Here is a 23,240-nt window from a genome sequence, read left to right on the forward strand (position 1 = left end):
GATCCGGATGCGCCGGTTCGATTCCCCTGGGAGATTGCAATATCAGTACCCCTGACAACAAACAGAACCGCAAGAACCAAGAAATCCGTGTGCCGCGCGTCCGCGTGATCGGCAGCGACGGTGAGATGGTCGGCGTGTTGTCGCGCGACGAAGCGCTCGCCAAGGCCGAGGAAGAAGGCCTGGATCTGGTCGAAATCCAGCCGCAGGCCGATCCGCCGGTCTGCAAGATCATGGATTTCGGCAAGTTCAAGTTTGAGCAGCAGAAAAAGGCCAACGAGGCCAAGAAGAAGACCAAGCAGGTCGAGATCAAGGAACTCAAGTTCCGTCCGGTCACCGACGAGGGCGACTACCAGATCAAGCTGCGCAACATGCGCCGTTTCCTGGAAGAGGGCGACAAGGTCAAGGTCAACATCCGCTTCCGTGGCCGCGAAATGAGCCACCAGGAGCTGGGGCGTGAAATGGCGTCCCGGATCGAGGCCGACCTGGGCGACGACATCGTCATCGAGTCGCGTCCGCGCCTGGAAGGGCGCCAGATGGTCATGATGATCGCGCCGAAGAAGAAGGTCTGATCCCGCGCCAGGGCGGGCCCGACGGGCGCGCCCTGGCCGGTGACAGCATCCATTTGCAAGAATTCCAGGCAACGGGTAGACTGCGCGGCCCGGTTTTGCCGGGGCGCCGCGCAAGCGGTACAGGACCTGTCCGGATCGTGTTCGATTTAGGGCTTACAAGCAGGCAAGGGCAAGGATGGAAAGCGTGGTCGCAAGACTGCCGCCCGGGTCAGTGACAAAACACCATCAAGGACATTGCAATGCCCAAGATCAAGACCAACCGGGCGGCGGCCAAGCGTTTCCGCAAGACCGCCTCCGGCAAGTACAAGTGCGGCCACGCAAACCGTAGCCATATCCTCACGAAGAAAGCGACCAAGCGGAAGCGCAACCTGCGGCAGACGAATCACGTCCGTGCCGAGGACGCTGGCCGTCTCGATCGTATGCTTCCCTACCTCTGAGGACTGACCCATGGCACGAGTAAAGCGTGGCGTACAGGCGCGTCGCCGCCACAAGAAAATTCTGACCCTGGCGAAGGGTTACTACAACGCTCGCCGCAAGGTCTTCCGCGTTGCCAAGCAGGCAGTCATCAAGGCGCAGCAGTACGCCTACATCGGCCGCAAGCAGAAGAAACGTAATTTCCGTTCGCTGTGGATCACCCGCATCAATGCGGCTGCCCGCATCAACGGCCTGAGCTACAGCCGTTTCATGAACGGCCTGCTCAAGGCTGGCATCACCCTGGACCGCAAGGTGCTGGCTGATATCGCGGTGCACGACGCCGCCGGCTTTGCCGCGCTGGCTGAGAAGGCCAAGGGCGCGCTGGCGGCATAGGTGCGAGTCCCTCGCAGGAGCCCGCACATCCATGTGCGGACTGCTGAAAGAAGCGAGTCATCGGATGTAGTCACACTCGGTGTGCTGCTGTCGATGAGGTGAAACGCAGAGATGCAGGGGGAAGGGCGCGAGTCCTTCCCCTTTTGCGTTGTAGCGACGTCGCCAAGTGGTCGATGACAGGTCAATGCAGTGACAATGCGTTCCGGTGTATCCGGAAACACCGTTCGGTTAGCAGTTGAGGCGCAAGTGCAATGAGTGAGATTCAATCCCTGACCGCGCGCGCGCTGGCCGATGTGGCCGCCGCGCAGACGCCGGACCAACTGGAAGCCTTGCGCGTTGCGCTGCTTGGCAAGAGCGGCAGCATCACCACCCAGCTCAAGCAGCTCGGTACGTTGCCCGCCGAGCAACGCAAGGCGGCCGGCGAAGCGATCAATCTGTCGCGCGATGCGCTGACCGCTGCGTTGGCCGAGCGCAAACACATGCTGGAAAACGCCGCGTTGGACGCCCGTCTGGCCGGCGAGCGCATCGATGTCACCTTGCCGGGCCGCCGCAGCGAACGCGGTGGTCTGCACCCGGTCACGCGCACGCTGGAGCGCATCGTCGAAATCTTCGCGCGGCTCGGCTACGAGCTGTCGGACGGCCCGGAGATCGAGGACGACTGGCACAATTTCGAAGCCCTGAACTTCCCGCCGCACCACCCGGCGCGCGCAATGCACGACACGTTCTATTTCGGCGACGGGCGTCTGCTGCGCACGCATACCTCGGGCGTGCAGGTGCGCTACATGGATGCGCACAAACCGCCGCTGCGCATGATCGCGGCCGGCAAGGTGTACCGCTCCGATTCGGACCAGACCCATTCGCCGATGTTCCATCAGGTCGAAGGCCTGCTGGTGGACGAGCACTCCACCTTCGCCGATCTCAAGGGCACCTTGTCCGAGTTCGTGCGGGCGTTCTTCGAGCGCGATTTCGAAATGCGCTTCCGCCCCAGCTATTTCCCGTTCGTGGAACCGGGCGCGGAAGTGGACATCGCCTGGCAGCAGCCCGACGGCAGCACGCGCTGGCTGGAAGTACTCGGCTGCGGCATGGTGCACCCGAACGTGCTGCGCAGCGTCGGCATCGACCCGGAGCGCCACACCGGCTTCGCGTTCGGCCTGGGCGTGGAGCGCTTTGCGATGCTGCGCTACGGCGTCAACGACCTGCGCGCATTCTTCGATAACGACTTGCGTTTTCTCAGGCAGTTCGCCTGACGGCGGGGAATCGGGAATTGGGAATCGGGAATCGCTGGAGCCACATGCTCTTTGGATTCCGTTCCCCAGGCCCGACGCCCCCGCTTTTGCGATTCCCCATTCTCCATTTCCGATTCCCGGCTCCTCATGAAATTCTCTGAAAATTGGCTGCGCAGCCACGTTCCCATCCAGGCGAGCCGCGACGAGCTTGCCGCGACGCTGACGGCGATCGGTCTGGAGGTCGAAGAGGTCACGCCGCTGGGCGAGGCGCTGGGGCAGGTGGTGGTGGCGCGTATCGTCGAGGCGGTGCGTCATCCGGAGGCCGATCGCCTGTGGGTCTGCAGTGTCGACGCAGGGCAGGGCGAGTTGCTGCAGATCGTGTGTGGCGCGCCCAATGCGCGTGCCGGTCTGGTGGCACCACTGGCGCTGGTCGGTGCGCAGATCGGCGCGCGGACCATTACCGCGGCCAAGCTGCGCGGGGTGGCGTCCAACGGCATGCTGTGCTCGGCCAAGGAACTGGGGCTGGACAGCGACGTGTCCGGCCTGTTCGAGCTGCCCGACGATGCACCGGTGGGTCAGGCGCTGGCCGAGTACCTGGGGCTGCCGGATGCCAGCATCGAGATCAAGCTGACGCCCAATCGCGCCGACTGCTTCAGCGTGCGCGGCATCGCCTTCGATGTGGCGGCCGCATGCGACAGCGCCGTGGTGGCCTTCGACGCCGGGGCGGTGGCACCGGTGTCCACGCGCACGCTGGCGGTGGACTTGCATGCCGGCAACGCCGCGCCGCGCTATTGCGGACGGGTGATCGAAGGCATCGACCCGGCCGCCAAAACGCCGGTGTGGTTGGCCGAGCGGTTGCGTCGCAGCGGCGTGCGTCCGGTTTCGCTGCTGGTGGACATCACCCAGTACGTGATGCTGGAACTCGGCCAGCCGATGCATGCGTTCGATCTGGACACGCTGCAAGGCCCGATCGGCGTGCGCCATTCGCGCAGCGGCGAGCAGCTGGCGTTGCTGGACGGGCGACAGGTCACGCTGGACGACAGCTTCCTGACCATCACCGATGCCGACCGCCCGGTCGCATTGGCCGGCCTGATGGGCGGCCTGGAGACCCGCGTCACCGAGACCACGCGCAACGTGTTCCTGGAGTCGGCGTACTTCGATCCGGCCGCGATCATGGGGCGCGGCCGCAAGTTCGGTCTGCATACCGATGCCGGTCATCGCTTCGAGCGTGGTGTGGATCCGGCATTGCCGCCGCAGGCGATCGAAGTGGCGACGCGGCTGGTGCTGGAACTGGCCGGTGGGACGCCGGGCCCGGTCGTGCATGCGCAGTTGCCGGAGCATCTGCCGCAGCCGGCGCGCATCCTGCTGCGGCGTGCGCGGATCGCGCGCGTGCTCGGCATCCAGATCGACGATGCCGAGGTCGTGCGCATTCTGGGCGCGCTCGGCATGCAGCTCGAGGCGGTTGCCGAAGGCTGGCAGGTGACGGCGCCGAGCCGTCGCTTCGATATCGCCATCGAAGAGGATCTGATCGAGGAGCTGGCGCGTATCCACGGGTACGACCGCGTGCCGACCACGCTGCCGGGTGGGGCAAGCCGGATTGCGATGCCGAGCGAAACCCAGCTCGATGAGCTCAGCGTGCGGCGCCAGCTGGTGGCGCGCGAACTGCAGGAAACCATCAATTACGCCTTCGTCGATGCCACCTTGCTGGAGCGCTGGCAGCTGACCGACGGTCTGGTGCCGTTGGCCAATCCGCTCAGTGCCGAGCTGGCGATCATGCGTCCACGCCTGTTGCCGGGCCTGGTGGCGACGCTGGGCCGCAATGCCGCCCGCCAGGCCGGGCGCGTGCGCCTGTTCGAGCTGGGCAAGGTGTTCGCGGCCGCTTCCGACGTCGGCGCTGCTCCGCAGGAGTCGCAGCATGTCGCCGCGGCCGTGTGTGGCGATGCCCTGGCGCTGCAGTGGGGCGAGCCCGCGCGCAAGGTGGACTTCCACGATCTGAAGGGCGACCTGATGGCGCTGGCCGCGGCCAGTGGCGCGGTGCTGGAATTCCAGCCCTCAGCGCAGCCCTTCGGGCACCCGGGGCGCTCGGCCGACATCCATCGCGATGGCGTGTGCATCGGCTGGATCGGGCAGGTGCATCCGCGCCTGGCCAAGGCGTTGGACATCGACGTGGGTGTGATTGCGTTCGAGCTGCAACTGACCGCGCTGGTCAAGCGTGCGCTGCCGCGTGCCGGCGAGCTGTCGCGGTTCCCCTCGGTGCGTCGCGATCTGGCCTTCCTGGTGCCGGAAGAGGTGAGCTGGGCGGCGCTGTCTGCCAGTGTGCGCACTGCCGTCGGGCCGTTGTTGCGCGAGCTGCAGCTATTCGACCGCTATGTCGGGCAGGGGGTCGAGCCAGGTTTCAAGAGTCTGGCTATGGGCTTGATTTTGCAGGATAACTCGCGCACTCTCACCGACCGGGACGTGGATGCAGTCGTTGCCGACGTGGTGGCCGTGATCGAGCGCGAGCACCGCGCCCGGATCCGGAGTTGAGGCGGTAACCAGGGGATTGGCATGGCATTGACGAAAGCGGAGATGGCCGAACGTCTGTTCGACGAGGTCGGTCTGAACAAGCGCGAGGCAAAGGAATTTGTCGACGCGTTCTTCGATGTGCTGCGCGATGCGCTGGAGCAGGGCCGTCAGGTGAAGCTGTCCGGTTTCGGCAACTTCGATCTGCGGCGCAAGAACCAACGGCCCGGTCGCAATCCCAAGACCGGTGAGGAAATTCCGATCTCGGCCCGCACGGTGGTGACCTTCCGTCCGGGCCAGAAGCTCAAGGAGCGGGTGGAGGCTTATGCTGGATCCGGGCAGTAATCGCGAACTACCGCCAATCCCGGCCAAGCGCTACTTCACCATTGGCGAAGTCAGCGAGCTGTGCGACGTCAAGCCGCATGTGCTGCGCTACTGGGAAACCGAGTTCCCCAGCCTGGAACCGGTCAAGCGGCGCGGCAACCGGCGCTACTACCAGCGCCACGACGTGCTGATGGTGCGCCAGATCCGTGGGCTGCTGTACGAGCAGGGCTACACCATCGGCGGCGCCCGTCTGCGTCTGGAAGGCGATGGCGCCAAGAGCGAGTCGGCCCTGAGCAACCAGATCATCAAACAGGTGCGGATGGAGCTGGAAGAGGTGCTGCAACTGCTGCGCCGCTAGGAAAACCTTTCACAAAGCCGCTATAATCGCAGGCCGCCCTCGCGGCGGATGCAACATCTTCGGGGTATAGCGCAGCCTGGTAGCGCACTAGTCTGGGGGACTAGTGGTCGTCGGTTCGAATCCGGCTACCCCGACCAAACACGGAGCCCATGTCTTCACGGACATGGGCTTTTTTGTTGCGCCGCACAATGCGGTGGCGGCTTGCCATACGGGTGAAACGATATGTCCATCGGCATACTGCAAAGCAGCATCGCGGGCTTGGCCGGGCCGGCCTGGCTGCGGTTCTGCTCGCTATGGACCTGGATCACGCAATGCAGCTAAGTCCCCGGAAACGCTCCAAATCATTGGGAGTGGATTAGTACGTGGATCACGTTTTGTTAACGCCGCAACGACGAACTTGAATCAATAGGCCAACGCCGTCAAAAAAATGGCGAGCAGCGTCTTGCGATGCGCGGGTTCTATGCCATAGTGCACTGCAACACGTCACACCCGTCGTGATCCCGAGCGTTTCGGGATGAATTTCTCTGTCGTACGTTCTTGCTGGCGTGTTGGCCGGTCGAATGCTGCGCGAGGTCCTGTCCCACCCAACCGAGGCAGCCAGCCACACGCATGAAAAAACTGATCGGACGATTTTGCCAAGGCCTCAGCTTGGCGTTGATCTGCTCGATGGCACTGGGCGCATGCAGCACCGATCCGAAGATGGCCGATTCCCTGCCGCTTCCGGATCCGCTCGCGATGTCCGGGGTGCAGCCGGAGTATCGACTCGCCCCGGGCGACTTGCTGTTGTTCAAGGTATTCCAGGTCGACGATCTGGAGCGGCAGGTCCGCATCGACCAGAACGGCCACATCTCGCTGCCGCTGATCGGCGACGTCAAGGCAGCCGGTCTGGGCGTGGGCGAACTGGAAAAGCTGGTGGCAGAACGCTACGCCGCCGGCTATCTGCAGCAACCGCAGGTGTCGGTGTTCGTGCAGGAATCCAATGGTCGCCGGGTCACGGTGACCGGTGCGGTCGACGAGCCGGGGATCTATCCGGTGATCGGCGCCAATCTGACCCTGCAGCAGGCCATCGCGCAGGCCAAGGGCGTCAGCACGGTGGCCAGCCGCGGCAACGTCATCGTGTTCCGTATGGTCAATGGGCAAAAGATGCTCGCACGGTTCGACCTGACCGAGATCGAGAAAGGGACCAATCCGGATCCTGAGATTTATGGCGGCGACATCGTCGTGGTGTACCGCTCGGACGCACGCGTCTGGTTGCGCACCATGCTGGAACTGACCCCCCTTGTGATGGTGTGGCGCGCTTACCGATGAGCATGAATTCAGACAATCGTCCTTCCCCGTCTCATCGTCATGGGCATCTCGAGCTGGCCGACGTTGGCTTGCTCGACTACTGGCACGCGCTGGTGTCGCAGCGCTGGTTGATCATTCTGATCACCGTCGCGGCAGTGGCATTGGCGTTTGGCGTCACCCTGTTGATGCCGGAAAAATACCGCGCCACCAGCACGCTGCAGATCGAGCGCGATTCGCTCAATGTGGTGAATGTCGACAACCTGATGCCGGTGGAGTCGCCGCAGGACCGCGATTTCTACCAGACCCAGTATCAGTTGCTGCAGAGCCGCTCGCTGGCCCGTGCGGTCATCCGCGAAGCCAAGCTCGATCAGGAGCCGGCGTTCAAGCAGCAGGTCGACGAAGCACTGGAGAAGGCCGCTGCCAAGAATCCGGAAGCCGGCAAGTCGGTCGACTCGCGCCAGGCGATCATCGAGCGCAGCCTGACCGATACGCTGCTGGCCGGGCTGGTGGTCGAGCCGATCCTCAATTCGCGGCTGGTCTACGTCAACTACGATTCGCCGGACCCGGTGCTGGCTGCCAAGGTCGCCAACACCTATGCCAAGGTCTTCATCGTCAGCACGCAGGAACGCCGCATCAAGGCGTCCTCGTTCGCGACCAAGTTCCTGGCCGAGCGCCTGGAGCAATTGCGCGACAAGGTGGAGGACTCGGAGAAGAGTCTGGTCTCCTATTCCACCGACGAGCAGATCGTGTCGGTGGGCGACGACAAGCCATCGCTTCCGGCGCAGAACCTCAGCGACCTCAATGCGATGCTGGCATCGGCGCAGGACGCCCGCATCAAGGCCGAGGCAGCCTGGCGTCAGGTCAGCAGCGGTGACGCGATGTCGCTGCCGCAAGTGCTGAGCAATCCGCTGATCCAGAGCCTGCGCGGCGAGCAGATCCGCCTGAGCACCGAGTATCAGCAGAAGCTGTCGACGTTCAAGCCGGATTATCCGGAAATGCAGCGTCTGAAGGCGCAGATCGAAGAGTCGCGTCGCCAGATCAATGGCGAGGTCGTCAATATCCGCCAGTCGCTGAAGGCGACCTATGACGCGTCGGTGCATCAGGAGCAGCTGCTCAACCAGCGCATCGCCGGATTGCGTAACGATGAGCTGGATCTGCAGAGCCGTAGCATCCGCTACAACATGCTCAAGCGCGACGTCGATACCAACCGCCAGCTCTACGATGCGCTCTTGCAGCGCTACAAGGAAATCGGTGTGGCGAGCAACGTCGGCGCCAACAACGTGACCATCATCGATACCGCAGACGTGCCTACGTCTAAGACTTCGCCGAAACTCAAATTGAACCTCGCTTTGGGCTTCATCTTTGGCGTATTCCTGGGCTTGGCTGTGGCACTTGTGCGCTACTTCCTGCGCGGCACGGCAGCGCAGACGCGGTTGGACTGACATCGTGATGTTGCACAACGGTGGTTAATTGAAGTGACAACTGATTCAGCGTGGAAAAGGGTGGATCCCGTATGTTTCGGGATCCTTCGTTTGAAAGTTTGTCTCTGTTGAAACAAAGGGCTGTCGTGCGATCTGGGGTCGGTAGGTATTACCGCGGTGATCGCTCGACGGAGATGATTGAAAGCTCGCGTGCGTTTCGTATGTTCCCCCCGCATGCGCCGTATCGAGTTTGGAGGACATCCCCATGCTTTTGGCAGACTTGAGTAGCGCGACCTACACCACATCCTCGCCGCGATTGTTGTCCAAGTATTCGGCTGCAGCCGATCTGGTCCTGCGCGTCTTCGACCTCACCATGGTCGTGGTCTCCGGGCTGATCGCCTACCGCATCGTCTTCGGCTCCTGGGTGCCTGCGGCACCGTACCGGGTCGCCATCGGCACCACGCTGCTGTACTCGGTGATCTGCTTTGCGCTGTTCCCGCTGTACCGCAGCTGGCGCGGTCGCGGGCTGTTGAGCGAACTGATGGTGCTGGGCGGTGCGTTCGGCGGCGTGTTTGCGCTGTTCGCGGTGCACGCACTGATCGTGCAGGTTGGCGAGCAGGTCTCGCGCGGCTGGATCGGCCTGTGGTTCGTCGGTGGGCTGGCCTCGCTGGTGGCGGCCCGCACGGTGCTGCGCGGTTTCCTGAACCACCTGCGTACCCAGGGTGTGGACGTGCAGCGGGTGGTGGTGGTGGGTCTGCGTCACCCGGTGATGAAGATCAACCACTACCTCAGCCGCAATCCCTGGGTCGGCATGAACCTGGTCGGCTACTTCCGCACGCCGTACGACATCGCGGTGACCGAGCAACGCCAGTCGCTGCCGTGCCTGGGCGATCCGGACGCGCTGATCGAGTATCTGAAGGACAACCAGGTCGAGCAGGTGTGGATTTCGCTGCCGCTGGGCGAACGCGACCACATCAAGCAGTTGCTGCAGCGCCTGGATCGCTATCCGATCAACGTGAAGCTGGTACCTGACCTGTTCGACTTCGGCCTGTTGAACCAGTCCGGCGAGCAGATCGGCAACGTACCGGTGATCAACCTGCGCCAGGGCGGCGTGGACCGCGACAACTACTTCGTGGTCGCCAAGGCGCTGCAGGACAAGATCCTGGCCGTGGTCGCGCTGATGGGTCTGTGGCCGCTGATGGCTGCGATTGCGGTGGGTGTGAAGATGAGTTCGCCGGGTCCGGTGTTCTTCCGCCAGCGTCGCCATGGCCTGGGTGGACGCGAGTTCTACATGTTCAAGTTCCGCTCGATGCGCGTGCATGACGACCATGGCACCACCATCCAGCAGGCGACCAGGAACGATACCCGTATCACCCGTTTCGGTGCGTTCCTGCGCCGCAGCAGCCTGGACGAGTTGCCGCAGATCTTCAACGTGCTCGGTGGCAGCATGTCGATCGTGGGTCCGCGTCCGCACGCCGCGCAGCACAACACCCATTACGAAAAGTTGATCAATCACTATATGCAGCGCCATTACGTCAAGCCGGGCATCACTGGTTGGGCGCAAGTCAATGGATTCCGTGGCGAAACCCCGGAGCTGCGCACGATGAAGAAGCGCATCCAGTACGACCTGGATTACATCCGTCGCTGGTCGCTGTGGCTGGATATCCGCATCATCGTGCTGACCGCAGTGCGTGTGCTCGGACAGAAGACCGCATACTGATGATGGCGGGGAGTGTGCGACCTGGCGTGCCGAGCGCCGCGGGCGGCTGCATTGCAGCCGCCCCTCTCAGACAGGCGTCTGCATGCTGATCCGACTGAGCGACGAGGCCCGCGTTCGCTGGCACAATCTGTTGATCGAGCTGACCCTGCTGATCGGCGTCGGTTACAACCTGGTGCTGGCGCTGATCAACGCGAACGTGTTCACCGTACGCCCGGTGATCACCTATGCCGTCGAGTTCATGGTCTACGCCGCGTGTTTTCTGCTCGGCCTGGGTTCGATGAGCCGCAAGCGCATTGCATTGATCGTCAGCGGCCTGGGGCTGATCGTCACCTTGATGTTCGTGCGCTTCCTGGTGAACTGGCAGATCGATCCGAAGTTCTTCCGCGACGCGCTGGTGGTGTTTGCGTTCGTGGTGCTTGGTTCGGCCTACACCGGTTCGCTGCCCAAGCTGTTCATCCGCATGACCATCATCGTTTCGCTGGTTGCCGCGTTCGAGTTGGCAATGCCGAATGCGTACGGCGATCTGGTCAACCCGAAAAGCTTCTTCGTCAACGCGCGCGGCATGAGCGCCGAAGGCTTCTGGAACGAAGACAGCAATCTGTTCGTCAGCGCGACGCGACCGGGCGAACGCAACTTCCTGCCGGGCTCCAACCTGCCGCGCGCCTCCTCAATGTTCATCGAGCCGGTGACGATGGGTAACTACATCTGCTTCTTCACCGCGATCGTGCTGGTGTTCTGGCGTTGGATGCGACCGGCGGCGCTGATCCTGTCGGTGGGCCTGATCGGCTTCATGATCGTGGCCTCGGACGGACGATTGGCGGCGGGCACCTGTGTACTGATGGTGCTGCTGTCGCCGCTATTGAAGCGGCTGGATCAACGGTTGGCCTTCCTGGTGTTTTTGCTGGTGATCATGGCCGCGTGGTTGCTGGTCTGGGTCACGGGCATCACCGCGTACCAGGACACCACGATGGGGCGGATATTCTTCACCGTCCACTCGATGAATAACCTGTCCTTCAATTCCTGGATGGGCCTGGATTTTGCGCAGGCGTATCGCTACTTCGACAGCGGCATTGCCTACTTCATCGCATCGCAGTCGATCGTCGGCGTGCTGGCCTTCCTGCTGGCGTATTCGTTCCTGCTGCTGATGCCGAGCAAGGAAGGGCAGTTGTTCAAGAACCTGGCGATCTTTGCGTTTGCGCTGAGCCTGCTGGTGTCCAACGGCTACTTCTCGATCAAGACCTCGGCGTTGTGGTGGTTCGTGTGTGGTTGCCTGTGGCACATGCTGCCGACCTGGTCTGCTGCTGCCAGCGCTACGCAGCTGCACCGACAGGATCCGGCCGACGACGAGGCGCGATTGCCACTGCCCGCGGGAGGTACGCGATGAGTGTGGCGGCAACGCAAGCACCGCAGCCGGTTGCACCGGTCGTCGGCGCGTACGTTGCCACCGGCAGGCGCAGCCGCGACCCGCGTATCGATGCCACCAAGGCCCTGGCGATTCTGTTGGTGGTGTTCTGCCACGCCAAGGGCGTGCCGCATGCGATGACGTTGTTCGCCTACAGCTTTCACGTGCCGCTGTTTTTCATGGTGTCCGGTTGGCTGGCGGCGGGCTATGCGTCGCGGACCACCGGATTGCCGCAGACCATCAGCAAGCAGGCACGCAGTCTGTTGCTGCCGTATGTGACGTTCTATCTGCTCGGTTATGTGTACTGGTTGCTGACGCGCAATATCGGCGAGAAGGCGGCGCGCTGGGGCAGCCATCCGTGGTGGGAGCCGATCGTGGCGATGTTCACCGGCATCGGCCCCGATCTGTATGTGCAGCCCCCGCTGTGGTTCCTGCCGGTGATGCTGGTGACGGTGCTGAGCTATGTGGTGCTGCGCCGCTGGCTGTCGCCGGTGGTGATCGCGGTGGCGTCGTTGATTCTGGCCTGGTGCTGGATGCGCTGGTTTCCGGGCCAGCAGGTACGACTTTTTTTCGGCCTGGACGTTCTACCGGTGTCGCTGTGCTTCTACGCACTGGGCGCCTTGCTGATCCACGTTTCCGCACGCCTGCCGAGTTCCTTGCCGGTGAGCGCGCTGGCGACGGTGGTGCTGGCGTTGGCGGTGGCCTGGCTGGCCGATCGTAACGGCCGCATCGACGTCAACATGCTGGAGTTCGGCCGCAACCACGCCGGGTTTGTGGTCAGCGCAGTACTCGGCTCACTGATGGTGATCTGTGCCGCACGGTTGGTGCAGGGCTGGGCCTGGATACAGTGGGTCGGCCGCAATACCTTGCTGATCCTGTGTACCCATATGCTGGTGTTCTTCGTGCTCTCCGGTGTCGCGGCACTGGCTGGTGGATTCGCTGCCTCGCGCCCGGGCCTGGGCTGGGCAGTGTTCGTGACGGTGTTTGCGCTGCTCGCGTGCGTGCCGCTGCGCTGGTTGCTGATGCGTTTTGCGCCGTGGACCCTGGGTGCCCGCCCGGTGGCGGCATGAGCGGCGCTGCGCCATGACCACCGCACCGTATTCCAACGCGGCCCGGCACGGCAGCCTGGGTGCCAAGGCTGCGCCGGCGCCTACATTGACCCGCGATTGGCAGATCGATGCAGCAAAGGCGCTGGCGATCGTCCTGGTGGTGCTGGGGCATGCCAACGGCATGCCGGCCGCCTACAGGTTGTTCGCCTACAGTTTTCATGTGCCGCTGTTTTTCGTGCTGTCCGGCTGGGTCGGCGAGCGCTTCGGCCACCGCGCAATGACGGTGGCGACGATTGCGAGGTTGGCGCGCACGTTGCTGGTTCCCTATGTCGCGTTTTTCCTGGTGGCCTACGCCTGCTGGTTGCTGATGGGAGTGACCAGCCGCGCGGCACATCCATCGCATGTGCTGCCGTGGTGGGATCCGTTTATCGGCCTGTTCTGGGCCAACGGCACGCGCCTGTACGTGCTTCCGGCGTTGTGGTTCCTGCCGGCCTTGTTCGTCACCACGTTGGCCTACATCGCCTTGCGCACGCGCCTGACGACGGCGGCGCTGGCGGCAGCAAGCCTGCTGCTCGCCTTGGCATGGGCAGGCTGGTTTCCGTCGTTGCACCTGCGGCTTCCGTTGGCGCTGGATGTACTGCCTGTCGCGTTGTTCTTCATCGCCGTGGGCGGATGGCTGTCGCGCTATGCCGATGCACTGCGCGCGCTTGGCGCCTCGGTGTGGGCGTTGGCACTGCCGGTGCTGGCGGCAGCATGGTGGTGGCTGGCCGGATGGAACGGGCAGGTGGATGTGAACAATCTGCAGTTCGGGCATTCCGCTGCGGTGTTCCTGCTGGTCAGCCTGCTGGGCACCGCGATGACCTTGTGCGTGGCGTATTTCGTTCGACAGTGGCGTTGGTTGCAGTGGATCGGTGGCAATACCTTGCTGATCCTGTGCACGCACACATTGGTGTTCCTGGTGCTCACCAGTGTGGTGGCACGAACGGGCGTGATCGCGCGCAGCCTGATCGGCACACCGGCCTGGGCGATGGGCCTGAGCGCGTTCGCGATCGCTGCAAGCGTGCCGATGCGCGCGGTGCTGGTGCGCGTGGCGCCGTGGATGTTGGGATTGAAACGTAAATGACGAGCTTCCAGAATGATCAGCCGAGCATGCCGACGTGTTTGCGTCGCTGGCACAGGAGATTGGCGTAATGAAAGTGGTGCATGTTGTCCGCCAATTCCATCCTTCGATTGGAGGCATGGAGGAAGTCGTCCTCAATGTGGCCCGTCAACATCAGGCCACCAGCGCCGATAGCGTGGAAATCGTGACCCTGGATCGGGTGTTTACCGATCCGGGCGCGCAGCTTGCGGAGCAGGAGACATATCAGGGCTTGCCGATCCGGCGCATCGGTTATCGCGGCTCGTCGCGTTATCCGTTGGCGCCGTCGGTGCTGAGCGCGATCCGCTCGGCGGATCTGGTGCATCTGCATGGCATCGATTTTTTCTACGACTACCTGGCGCTGACCAGGCCGCTGCATCGCAAGCCGATGGTGGTGTCCACGCACGGCGGCTTCTTCCATACCGCGTATGCCTCGCGGATGAAGCAGCTGTGGTTTCAGACGCTCACCCGCACCTCGGCATTGGCCTATGCGCGGGTGATCGCAACCAGTGAGAACGACGGCGAACTATTTGCCAAGGTGGTGTCGCCGGCACGGTTGCGGGTGATCGAAAACGGCGTGGACGTGGAGAAATACGCAGGGCAGGGTGCAGCGATGCCGGGACGGACCATGATGTATTTCGGCCGCTGGTCGGTGAACAAGGGTCTGATCGAAACCCTGGAGCTGCTGCAGGCGGTACTGCAGCGCGACCCGCAGTGGCGCCTGATCATCGCCGGGCGCGAATACGATTTGAACGAGGCCGACCTGCGCAAGGCGATCGCCGAGCGGGGCTTGCAGGACAAGGTGCAGCTCAGCATGTCGCCGTCGCAGGAGCAGTTGCGCAGCCTGATGCAGCAGGCGCAATTCTTCGTCTGCCTGTCGCGCCATGAAGGCTTCGGCATCGCTGCGGTCGAGGCGATGAGTGCGGGGCTGATTCCGATCCTCAGCGACATCCCGCCGTTCGTGCGGCTTGCCGGCGAATCGGGCCAGGGCGTGATCGTCAACCGCGACCGGATCGATGCGGCCGCAGACCAGGTACAGGCGCTTGCGTTGCAGGCGGATGCGGATTTCGATACGCGTCGTGCAGCGTCCATGGCGTATGTGAGCCGCTACGACTGGAAGCATGTGGTCGGGCGGTACGTCGACGAGTACCACATCGCGTTGGGCACGCGCCGCGCCCAGGAGGCAGTGCGATGAGCGCGCCTGCATCGGCAGCGACTGCGCGTGCGTCGGCACAGCCGCAGGTCACCGTGCTGTTCTCCACCGAGAAGCCCAATGCCAGCACCAATCCGTATCTGACCCAGCTTTACGCTTCGCTGCCCGCCGCAGTGCAGCCGCGCTTCTTTTCGATGCGCGATGCGCTGCTGTCGCGCTACGACGTGCTGCATCTGCATTGGCCGGAATATCTGCTGCGCCATCCCAGTGCGGTTGGCACCCTGGCCAAGCAGATGTGTGCGGCGCTGTTGCTGCTCAAGCTGCAGCTGAGCGGCACGCCGGTGGTGCGTACCTTGCACAATCTTGCGCCGCACGAGGATCGTGGTTGGCGCGAGCGCGGCCTGTTGCGCTGGTTCGACCGGCTGACGCGTCGCTGGATCCGCATCAACGCGACCACGCCGCCGCGACCGCCATTCACCGACACCATCCTGCACGGCCATTATCGCGAGTGGTTTGCAAGGATGCCGCAAGGCACGCCGGTTCCGGGGCGGCTGCTGCACTTCGGCCTGATCCGCCCGTACAAGGGCGTGGAAACGCTGCTGGAGGTAATGCGTCAGGTCGACGATCCGCGCCTGAAGCTGCGTATCGTCGGCAACCCGGCCACGCCGCAGATGCGCAGCCTGGTGGAGGAGGCCTGCGCGCAGGATCCGCGCATGAGCGCCCTGCTGGCCTATGTCGAGGAACCGGTGCTGGCGCGTGAGGTCAGCGAGGCCGAGCTGGTGGTGCTGCCATACCGGCAGATGCACAACTCCGGCACCTTGTTGCTGGCGTTGTCGCTGGCACGCCCGGTACTGGCACCGTGGAGCGAATCCAATGCGGCCATCGCCGAAGAAGTCGGCCCGGGCTGGGTGTTTCTCTACGACGGCGAATTCGATGCAGCATTGCTGACCGGTATGCTGGACCAGGTGCGCGCCGCGCCGCGCGGCCCGGCGCCGGATCTGTCGCAACGCGACTGGCCACGGATCGGACAGCTGCACTACCGCACCTACCTGGAAGCGCTCGGCAAGGATGGAGACGCCACGCTGTGACCGCAGAGATCCCGACGATGAATTCCCCCACGCCACCGCCACAGCGTAGCCTCGGTTCGCGCGCCGCCGGTGGCGCAGCGGTGACCATGATCGGCCAGTCGGCCAAGATGGTCGTGCAGTTCGGCGGCATCATCCTGCTGGCGCGCCTGCTGACGCCTTACGACTACGGCCTGATGGCGATGGTCACCGCGATTGTCGGTGCGGCCGAGATCCTGCGCGACTTCGGCCTGTCTGCCGCTGCCGTGCAGGCCAAGCAAGTCAGCCGCGAGCAACGCGACAACCTGTTCTGGATCAACAGCGGCATCGGCCTGTCGCTGTCGGTGATGGTGTACGCCTCTGCCCATGTGATCGCCAACTTCTACAAGGAGCCGGCGCTGGTGACGATCTCCCAGGCGCTGGCGGTGACCTTCCTGATCAACGGCATGACCACGCAGTACCGCGCGCACCTGAGCCGTGGGCTGCGTTTTGGCCAGGTTGCGCTCAGCGATGTGGGATCGCAGGTGCTGGGCCTGGGCGCGGCCGTCGCTGCCGCCTTGCTGGGCTGGGGCTATTGGGCGCTGGTGGTGCAGCAGGTAGTGCAGGCGCTGGTCAATTTCATCATCGCCGCCAGTTGTGCGCGCTGGCTGCCGGGCGGGTATCAACGCTCGGCGCCGATGCGCGACTTCATGAGTTTCGGCTGGAACCTGATGGCTGCGCAGCTGCTGGGCTATGCCAGCCGCAATGTGGGGCAGGTCATCATCGGTTGGCGCACCGGTCCGGACGCACTGGGCCTGTACAACCGCGCGTTCCAGTTGCTGATGATGCCGTTGAATCAGATCAACGCGCCCGCCACCAGCGTGGCGTTGCCGGTGTTGTCGCAGCTGCAGGACGACCGCGAACGCTTCAGCGCCTTCCTGCTGCGCGGGCAGACGGTGATGGTGCATCTGATCGTTGCGCTGTTCGCCTTCGCCTGCGCGCTGGCCATGCCGTTGATCGTGCTGGTGCTGGGCGAGCAGTGGCGCGAGGCCGTGCCCCTGTTCCAGGTGCTGACGCTGGGCGGCATTTTCCAGACCGCGTCCTATGCGACCTATTGGGTGTTCCTTGCCAGGGGCCTTATGCGCGCGCAGTTGCTGTTCTCGCTGGTCAGCCGCATCGTGCTGATCGGCTGCATCTTCGTCGGCTCGCGCTGGGGCGCGATGGGCGTGGCGATCGGCTACTCGTTCGGCCTGCTGATGACCTGGCCGTTGTCGCTGGTCTGGGTCGGCAAGATCTCCGACGCACCGGTCGGCGCGCTGTTCACCAATGCGGTGCGTGCGATGACCGCGTACGGCGTGGCAGGGGCGTGCGCGTATTACGCCTCCGTCACCGTCGGTGGCCCGCTGTGGCAGCAACTGGCCGTTGCTACGGTCACGATGGCGGCGGTCTGTCTGCTGGCGCTGGCAATCTGGCCGGCGTTCCGTCGTGACGTCATTGCCATCCTCAACATCCGCAAGTTGCTGAGACAGGCCAAGGCACGCCAATGAGATCGACATCGTCTTCGCTTGCGTCCCTGCATGCTTTCTCCCACTCCTTCATAGGACACGGCCCATGAGCGATACACCCGCCGCCGCTTCCGGCATTCGCCGGCCTTGCTATCTGGTCCTGTCCGCCCACGATTACCGCACGCCACGGCGTGCGAATATCCACTTCATCACCGATCAACTCGCGCTACGCGGCACCACGCGGTTTTTCTCGCTGCGCTACAGCCGGCTGTCGCGCATGAAGGGCGACATGCGGCTGCCGCTGGACGACACCGCAAACACCGTGGTGTCGCACAAAGGTGTGGAGTGCTACCTGTGGCGCACGACGGTGCATCCGTTCAACACGCGCCGTGCCTGGCTGCGTTCCGTCGAAGATGCGATGTTCCGCTGGTATGCCGCGCACCCGCCACGCCAGTTGCTGGACTGGATGCGCGAGGCGGACGTGATCGTGTTCGAAAGCGGTATCGCGGTGGCCTTCATCGCGCTGGCCAAGCGCGTCAATCCGTCAGCCAAGCTGGTCTATCGCGCCTCCGATGGCCTGAGCACGATCAATGTCGCGTCCTATATCGAGCGCGAGTTCGATCGGGTCGCACCGATGCTGGATGTGATCGCCTTGGTATCGCCGGCAATGGCGGAGGAAGTGGCAAGCCGCGACAACGTGTATCACGTCGGTCACGGTGTGGATCACAACCTGGACCAGCTGGGCGACCCGTCGCCGTATGGCGAGGGCATCCATGCGGTCGCGGTGGGCTCGATGTTGTTCGATCCGGACTTCTTCGTGGTGGCCAGCAAGGCGTTCCCGCAGGTCACGTTCCATGTGATCGGCTCGGGCATGGGGCGGCATCCGGGCTATGGCGACAATGTGGTCGTCTATGGCGAGATGAAGCACGCCGAGACCATCGGCTACATCAAGCACGCCCGTTTCGGAATCGCACCTTACGCATCCGAGCAGGTGCCGGTGTATCTGGCCGATAGTTCGATGAAATTGCTGCAATACGATTTCTTCGGCCTGCCTGCGGTGTGTCCGAATGCCGTCGTGGGGCCGTATCAATCGCGTTTCGGCTACACTCCCGGCAACGCTGAGTCGGTCATTGCGGCCATCAGTCGCGCGCTGGAAGCACCGCGCGCGCGTTACCGCCAATGCCTGAATTGGTCCGACACCACCGACCGCGTACTGAATCCAGGTGCGTATCCGGAAACCCGTTTGTACCCGCAGCAAGATGGCGCAGCGGTGCGTGCTTCTTCGGAGGCCGCGCTCTCGCACTGATGTGGCGCACCCAACCTTAGAAGGAGACTGCTCGTTATGGCCAATGCTTTGTTGCAGAAATGGATCGAACATGCGGAACGCCGTGCCTTGTTCTGGTGGCAGCCGAAGAACGCCGGCGTCAACATGGGCGATCATCTGTCCAAGGTGATTGTGTCCTGTGTGCTCTCCTTGCAGGACAAGACGCTGATCGAGAAGCGTGATCTCAGCAAGAAGCTGATCGCCATCGGGTCGGTGCTGCATTTCGCCAAGGACGGCGACACCGTCTGGGGCAGCGGCATCAACGGCAAGATTCCCGCCGAGCGAAATACCTTCAGCACGCTCGATGTGCGTGCAGTACGTGGTCCGAAGACGCGTCAATTCCTGCTTGATCGCGGGATCGCGGTGCCGGAGGTCTATGGCGACCCGGGTCTGCTGACACCGATGTTCTTCCCCGCCGATGCGCTGGGAACGGCGAACAAGCGCCCCTTCGCCATCGTTCCGCATTTCAACGAGCCGGTGGAGAAGTACAGCGCGTACGCGGATCACCTGGTGTTTCCCAACGTCAAGCCGGCGACGTTCATGAGTGCGTTGCTGGGCGCCGAGCTGGTGATCAGCAGTTCGCTGCACGGGCTGATTCTTGCCGAAGCCTACGGGATTCCGGCGGTGTACCTGGATTGGGGCAACGGCGAGGATCGGTTCAAGTACGACGACTACTACAACGGCACCGGACGCATGCAGTGGCACTCGGGCAACAGCGTGGAAGAGTGCCTGCAACTCGGCGGTAACGGCGATTTCGACCTGGGAAAGCTGCAGGCCGGGCTGCTGGCCGCGTTTCCTTACGACCTTTGGTGATTCGATGATGCAGGGCCGGCACGTGGATACGCAGACGACCGCTGCCACCAATGCGGCGACGCCGCAGGGCGTGGTGATTCCACTCGGTGGATTTCCGGTGCTCTCCACTACGCAGGAAGCGTTTGCACTGGAGTTGTTTCACGCATTGGCCGCCCGGCAACCACGCCGGGTATTTTTTGCCAACACCAATTTCATCGTGCAATGCCAGGCACTGCGGCTGCGGATGCGCGAGCCCAGCGTGCGCATTGTCAACGACGGCATCGGCATGGATCTGGCAGCACGCCTGATCCATGGCCGGCGCTTTGCCGGCAACCTCAATGGCACCGATCTGATTCCGTATCTGTGCCGCGAGGCCGCGCAGCCGCTCAAGTTCTTCCTGCTCGGCGGTCGCCCGGGCGTGGGCAAGACCGCTGCCGCGACCTTGAGTGGAACCCTGGGCCAGCAGGTGGTCGGCATGTGCGACGGCTACGGCGAGTTTGCCGCCGCCGGCGAAGGCCTGGCCGAGCGCATCAATCGCTCTGGCGCCGATGTGCTGCTGGTGGCCTTCGGCAACCCGCTGCAGGAGCGCTGGATCCTGGATCACAGCCATGCCTTGGACGTGCCCTTGGCGTTCGGGGTCGGCGCGTTGCTGGATTTCCTGTCCGGCACCGCCAAGCGTGCGCCGGACTGGGTGCGGCGCCTGCATATGGAATGGATGTACCGGCTGCTCAACGAGCCGCGTCGTCTGCTCAAGCGCTACAGCTGGGATCTGCTGGTGTTCTTCCGCACCTGCCTGCGTGCGGGCAAGCACCTGCCGTGATGCATGCGCGGCGTTGGCTGGCTTAGCATGTAGGCATGCATCCGACCGCCGCCAACCTGATCCGTTCGCTCGAACTCGCTCCGCATCCGGAGGGCGGGCATTTCCGTCGCGTGTATGCGTCTGCGCGCCAGGTCACAGAGGGCGGCCAGCCGCGCCCGGCGCTGACCGCCATCCGCTTCCTGCTCGCTGCCGGCGAATCCAGCGCCTGGCATCGCGTCGATGCGGAAGAAAGCTGGCATTGGCAACAGGGCGATGCGCTGGAGCTGTCGATCTACGACGAGGCCAGCGGACAGCTGCAACGCCTGATCCTGGATGCCGCCGAGCGCGGCGAGCCGATGCACGTGGTGCCGGCAGGGTGCTGGCAGGCGGCGCGGTCGCTGGGCGATTTCACCCTGGTGGGCTGCACGGTTTCGCCGGGATTCGTCTGGGAAGGATTCGCGCTGCTCGACGGCGGCTCGTCGCTGGCCGCGCACCTGGCCAGCCTGGATCCACGCTGAGCCATCGGCGGCTGCGGCGGCGAACGTTTCCCTAACGCGGCCATGGCCGGCTTGGCGTAGTGTCCGCGTTCTCACACAGGGGGCGAGACGTGATGCGAGGCCAGCGGGCGGGGTGGGGCGTGGGAATGATGTTGGTGTCGTTGCTGGCGTCGGCCAGCGATGGCACGCCGCCGCCGCCGGCCGCGCCATCGCCGCCGGCCGTGGTCGATCTGGAAGCGATGGTGGTGCGCGGGGTGCAACCCGGCCCGGGCCTGTGGAAGGTCAGCAAGGGCGATCATGTGCTGTGGATCCTGGGCACCGTGTCGCCGCTGCCGAAGCGGCTGCAGTGGCAGTCGGCCGAGGTGGAAACGATCATCGGCCAGTCGCAGCAGGTGCTGATGGCGCCGACCGTCCAGATCGATGCGGACATGGGGTTCTTCGGCAAACTGACCCTGCTGCCCTCGGCGATGAAGGCGATGAAGAACGAGGACGGCCGCGAGTTGCGCGCGCTGCTGCCGGCTGATCTGTATGCGCGCTGGTCGGTTGCCAAGGCCCGCTATCTCGGCAGCGACCGAGGGGTGGAGCGCAAGCGTCCGATGCTTGCCGCCGGTGAGTTGTATCAGGCGACGATCAAGCGCTCCGGCCTGGCGCGCTCGCCGGTGATCTGGTCGGTGGTGGAGCGTGCCGCCAAGCGCGCCGGGATCAAGCCGACGCCCACCGCGCTGGATTACAAGATCGCCGACCCGCGCCAGGCCATCAAGGAGTTCCGCGCCGGCGGCATGGACGATACCGCGTGCTTCCGCAGCATCCTGGTTACCGTCGAGCGCGACCTGCCCACGATGGTCGAGCGCGCCAACGCCTGGTCGGTGGGCGACATCGAGGCATTGCGCCAGTTGCCACGCGAGGATCCGCAGGCCGCCTGCATGAGTGCCATGGCCAGTTCCGGCGCCGCCAGGAAGCGCGGCATCGACGATCTGGAACGGCGCATGCGCGAGCACTGGTTGAGCATCGCCACCACCGCGCTGCAACGCAATCGCAGCACCTTCGCGGTGCTGCCGATCAGCCGGCTGACCGCAGCCGATGGCTATCTGGTGCGGTTGCAGGCGCTGGGATACGTGGTGGAAGCGCCTTGACACGTCGGCACGACTGGCCGGCGGTTGTGGTCTGGAACGAGACGGCGATCGACTGACCGATCGCCGTCCTTGCAGGCAGGCGATGCGCATTGCGCGCTCCGGCGATCGATCGGCTCGGCCTACGCCAGCCACGGTATGCTGCGCGCCTTGTCCAACGAGACCTCCGTGTTGAACGCATTGCCGCTGCGCATTCTGGGCACCGGGCGCCATGTCCCCGCCACGGAGGTGACCTCGCAACAGCTGGATCAACGCTGGCAGCTGCCGGCAGGCACCACCTTCGCGCGCTCGGGAGTGGCCACGCGCCATTACGTGGGCGAGGGCGAGACGGCCTCGTCGATGGGTGCGGCGGCGGCGGCCCAGGCGCTGGCAAGCGCGGGCATCGACCCCGGTCAGATCGATTGCCTGATCTCGGCCTGCAGCGTCATGGAGCAGCCGATTCCCTGCCAGGCGGTGCTGATCCAGCGCGCGCTCGGGCTGGGCGATTCGGGCATTCCGGCCTTCGACGTCAATGCGACCTGCCTGAGCTTTCTGGTGGCGCTGGACCTGGCCGCGAATGCGCTGGCGCTCGGGCGCTACCGCTGCGTGTTGATCGTTTCCAGCGAGGTGGCGTCGGGCGGGCTGGATGCATCGACGCCGGCCACCGCCGGCTTGTTCGGCGATGGCGCGGCCGCGGTGGTGGTGGGGCGCAGCGCCGACGACGAGGGATCGGCACTGCTGTCCAGCCGCCTGTCCAGCTACGGCGACGGCGCGGAGCTGTGCTGCATCCGCGGCGGCGGCACCCGCTATCCGCGCGGCGAAGAACAGTCGCCCGAGGCCTTGCGCAGCTTCCGCATGGATGGGCGCGGCGCCTACCGGTTCGCGGCACGCCATCTGCCTGCATTCTGGGAACGACTGCTGGGCGAGGCCGGCACCACCACGGCAGCGTTGCGCTGCCTGGTGCCGCACCAGGCCTCCGGTGGCGGTCTGGATCATGTGGTGCAGGCGCTGGGGCTGCGACCCGATCAGGTGATTCGCATCCTGCAAACCACCGGCAACCAGGTCGCCGCCTCGCTGCCGCATGCCCTGCATCACGCCCGGATCGAACAACGCGTGCAGCGTGGCGATCTGGTTGCGCTGCTCGGCACCGGTGCCGGGCTGGCGATCGGCGGCATGGTGTTGCGGTACTAGGGCGTGGCATGTTCCGACCAGGTC

22 protein-coding genes and 1 tRNA gene are annotated in these 23,240 nt (G+C 64.2%); all 23 read left to right on the forward strand.

Annotated elements, in window-relative coordinates; all coding sequences use genetic code 11:
• The first annotated feature begins 26 nt into the window (after positions 1-26).
• Positions 27-569, forward strand: coding sequence for a translation initiation factor IF-3 (infC, locus tag XarbCFBP7408_RS11440; protein WP_104563056.1), 543 nt, complete (start codon positions 27-29; stop codon positions 567-569).
• A gap of 239 nt (positions 570-808) precedes the next feature.
• A complete protein-coding gene (rpmI, locus tag XarbCFBP7408_RS11445; protein ID WP_002811096.1) occupies positions 809-1,006 on the forward strand; it encodes a 50S ribosomal protein L35 in 198 nt (65 codons plus the stop codon).
• 10 nt (positions 1,007-1,016) lie between these two features.
• Entirely contained in the window at positions 1,017-1,376 is a 360-nt protein-coding gene (rplT, locus tag XarbCFBP7408_RS11450) for a 50S ribosomal protein L20 (RefSeq protein WP_003484828.1), read from the forward strand.
• 251 nt (positions 1,377-1,627) lie between these two features.
• The gene (pheS, locus tag XarbCFBP7408_RS11455; protein ID WP_104563057.1) at positions 1,628-2,623 is read left to right on the forward strand and encodes a phenylalanine--tRNA ligase subunit alpha; all 996 of its coding nucleotides are present in this window, start codon (positions 1,628-1,630) and stop codon (positions 2,621-2,623) included.
• Positions 2,624-2,749: 126 nt separating this feature from the next.
• Complete coding sequence (gene pheT, locus XarbCFBP7408_RS11460) at positions 2,750-5,128, forward strand: phenylalanine--tRNA ligase subunit beta (protein ID WP_104563058.1); 2,379 nt, start codon at positions 2,750-2,752, stop codon at positions 5,126-5,128.
• 21 nt (positions 5,129-5,149) lie between these two features.
• Complete coding sequence (locus XarbCFBP7408_RS11465; protein ID WP_002811076.1) at positions 5,150-5,449, forward strand: integration host factor subunit alpha; 300 nt, start codon at positions 5,150-5,152, stop codon at positions 5,447-5,449.
• On the forward strand, positions 5,430-5,786 hold the full coding sequence (locus XarbCFBP7408_RS11470; RefSeq protein ID WP_005995911.1) for a MerR family transcriptional regulator: 357 nt from the start codon (positions 5,430-5,432) through the stop codon (positions 5,784-5,786). The genes XarbCFBP7408_RS11465 and XarbCFBP7408_RS11470 overlap by 20 nt, the downstream gene beginning before the upstream one ends.
• 60 nt (positions 5,787-5,846) lie before the next feature.
• Positions 5,847-5,923, forward strand: a tRNA-Pro gene (locus XarbCFBP7408_RS11475).
• Positions 5,924-6,395: 472 nt separating this feature from the next.
• Positions 6,396-7,094, forward strand: coding sequence for a polysaccharide biosynthesis/export family protein (locus XarbCFBP7408_RS11480; RefSeq protein WP_181106339.1), 699 nt, complete (start codon positions 6,396-6,398; stop codon positions 7,092-7,094).
• Positions 7,076-8,515: a GumC family protein gene (locus XarbCFBP7408_RS11485; protein WP_181106341.1), complete on the forward strand. Its 1,440-nt coding sequence runs from the start codon at positions 7,076-7,078 to the stop codon at positions 8,513-8,515. The genes XarbCFBP7408_RS11480 and XarbCFBP7408_RS11485 overlap by 19 nt, the downstream gene beginning before the upstream one ends.
• Before the next feature lie 244 nt (positions 8,516-8,759).
• Positions 8,760-10,214 (forward strand): undecaprenyl-phosphate glucose phosphotransferase, encoded by a 1,455-nt coding sequence (locus tag XarbCFBP7408_RS11490; protein WP_104563060.1) that lies wholly within the window; start codon positions 8,760-8,762, stop codon positions 10,212-10,214.
• An 82-nt stretch (positions 10,215-10,296) separates the two neighbouring features.
• Positions 10,297-11,598: a polysaccharide biosynthesis protein GumE gene (locus XarbCFBP7408_RS11495; RefSeq protein ID WP_104563061.1), complete on the forward strand. Its 1,302-nt coding sequence runs from the start codon at positions 10,297-10,299 to the stop codon at positions 11,596-11,598.
• A complete protein-coding gene (locus tag XarbCFBP7408_RS11500) occupies positions 11,595-12,686 on the forward strand; it encodes an acyltransferase family protein (protein ID WP_104563062.1) in 1,092 nt (363 codons plus the stop codon). The genes XarbCFBP7408_RS11495 and XarbCFBP7408_RS11500 overlap by 4 nt, the downstream gene beginning before the upstream one ends.
• Positions 12,687-12,699: 13 nt before the next feature.
• Positions 12,700-13,788 (forward strand): acyltransferase family protein, encoded by a 1,089-nt coding sequence (locus tag XarbCFBP7408_RS11505; RefSeq protein ID WP_104563063.1) that lies wholly within the window; start codon positions 12,700-12,702, stop codon positions 13,786-13,788.
• Between the two features lie 67 nt (positions 13,789-13,855).
• Entirely contained in the window at positions 13,856-14,998 is a 1,143-nt protein-coding gene (locus XarbCFBP7408_RS11510; RefSeq protein WP_104563106.1) for a glycosyltransferase family 4 protein, read from the forward strand.
• Positions 14,995-16,044, forward strand: coding sequence for a glycosyltransferase (locus XarbCFBP7408_RS11515; RefSeq protein ID WP_104563064.1), 1,050 nt, complete (start codon positions 14,995-14,997; stop codon positions 16,042-16,044). Before XarbCFBP7408_RS11510 ends, XarbCFBP7408_RS11515 begins: the two co-directional genes overlap by 4 nt.
• A gap of 17 nt (positions 16,045-16,061) precedes the next feature.
• Positions 16,062-17,546: a lipopolysaccharide biosynthesis protein gene (locus tag XarbCFBP7408_RS11520; RefSeq protein WP_181106343.1), complete on the forward strand. Its 1,485-nt coding sequence runs from the start codon at positions 16,062-16,064 to the stop codon at positions 17,544-17,546.
• A gap of 64 nt (positions 17,547-17,610) precedes the next feature.
• Positions 17,611-18,810, forward strand: coding sequence for a glycosyltransferase (locus XarbCFBP7408_RS11525; RefSeq protein WP_104563066.1), 1,200 nt, complete (start codon positions 17,611-17,613; stop codon positions 18,808-18,810).
• A gap of 36 nt (positions 18,811-18,846) precedes the next feature.
• On the forward strand, positions 18,847-19,641 hold the full coding sequence (locus tag XarbCFBP7408_RS11530) for a polysaccharide pyruvyl transferase family protein (protein ID WP_104563067.1): 795 nt from the start codon (positions 18,847-18,849) through the stop codon (positions 19,639-19,641).
• A 4-nt stretch (positions 19,642-19,645) separates the two neighbouring features.
• On the forward strand, positions 19,646-20,440 hold the full coding sequence (locus XarbCFBP7408_RS11535; protein WP_104563068.1) for a WecB/TagA/CpsF family glycosyltransferase: 795 nt from the start codon (positions 19,646-19,648) through the stop codon (positions 20,438-20,440).
• Positions 20,441-20,475: 35 nt separating this feature from the next.
• On the forward strand, positions 20,476-20,937 hold the full coding sequence (locus XarbCFBP7408_RS11540) for a cupin domain-containing protein (RefSeq protein ID WP_104563069.1): 462 nt from the start codon (positions 20,476-20,478) through the stop codon (positions 20,935-20,937).
• Between the two features lie 92 nt (positions 20,938-21,029).
• Positions 21,030-22,049 carry a TraB/GumN family protein gene (locus XarbCFBP7408_RS11545; protein WP_181106345.1) on the forward strand — a complete coding sequence of 340 codons (1,020 nt, stop codon included), beginning with the start codon at positions 21,030-21,032 and terminating at the stop codon, positions 22,047-22,049.
• Between the two features lie 135 nt (positions 22,050-22,184).
• Positions 22,185-23,216, forward strand: coding sequence for a 3-oxoacyl-[acyl-carrier-protein] synthase III C-terminal domain-containing protein (locus XarbCFBP7408_RS11550; protein ID WP_181106347.1), 1,032 nt, complete (start codon positions 22,185-22,187; stop codon positions 23,214-23,216).
• Positions 23,217-23,240 lie beyond the last annotated feature (24 nt).

Origin of the sequence: Xanthomonas arboricola pv. guizotiae (assembly GCF_002940205.1) — a bacterium.
GTDB lineage: Bacteria > Pseudomonadota > Gammaproteobacteria > Xanthomonadales > Xanthomonadaceae > Xanthomonas > Xanthomonas arboricola_C.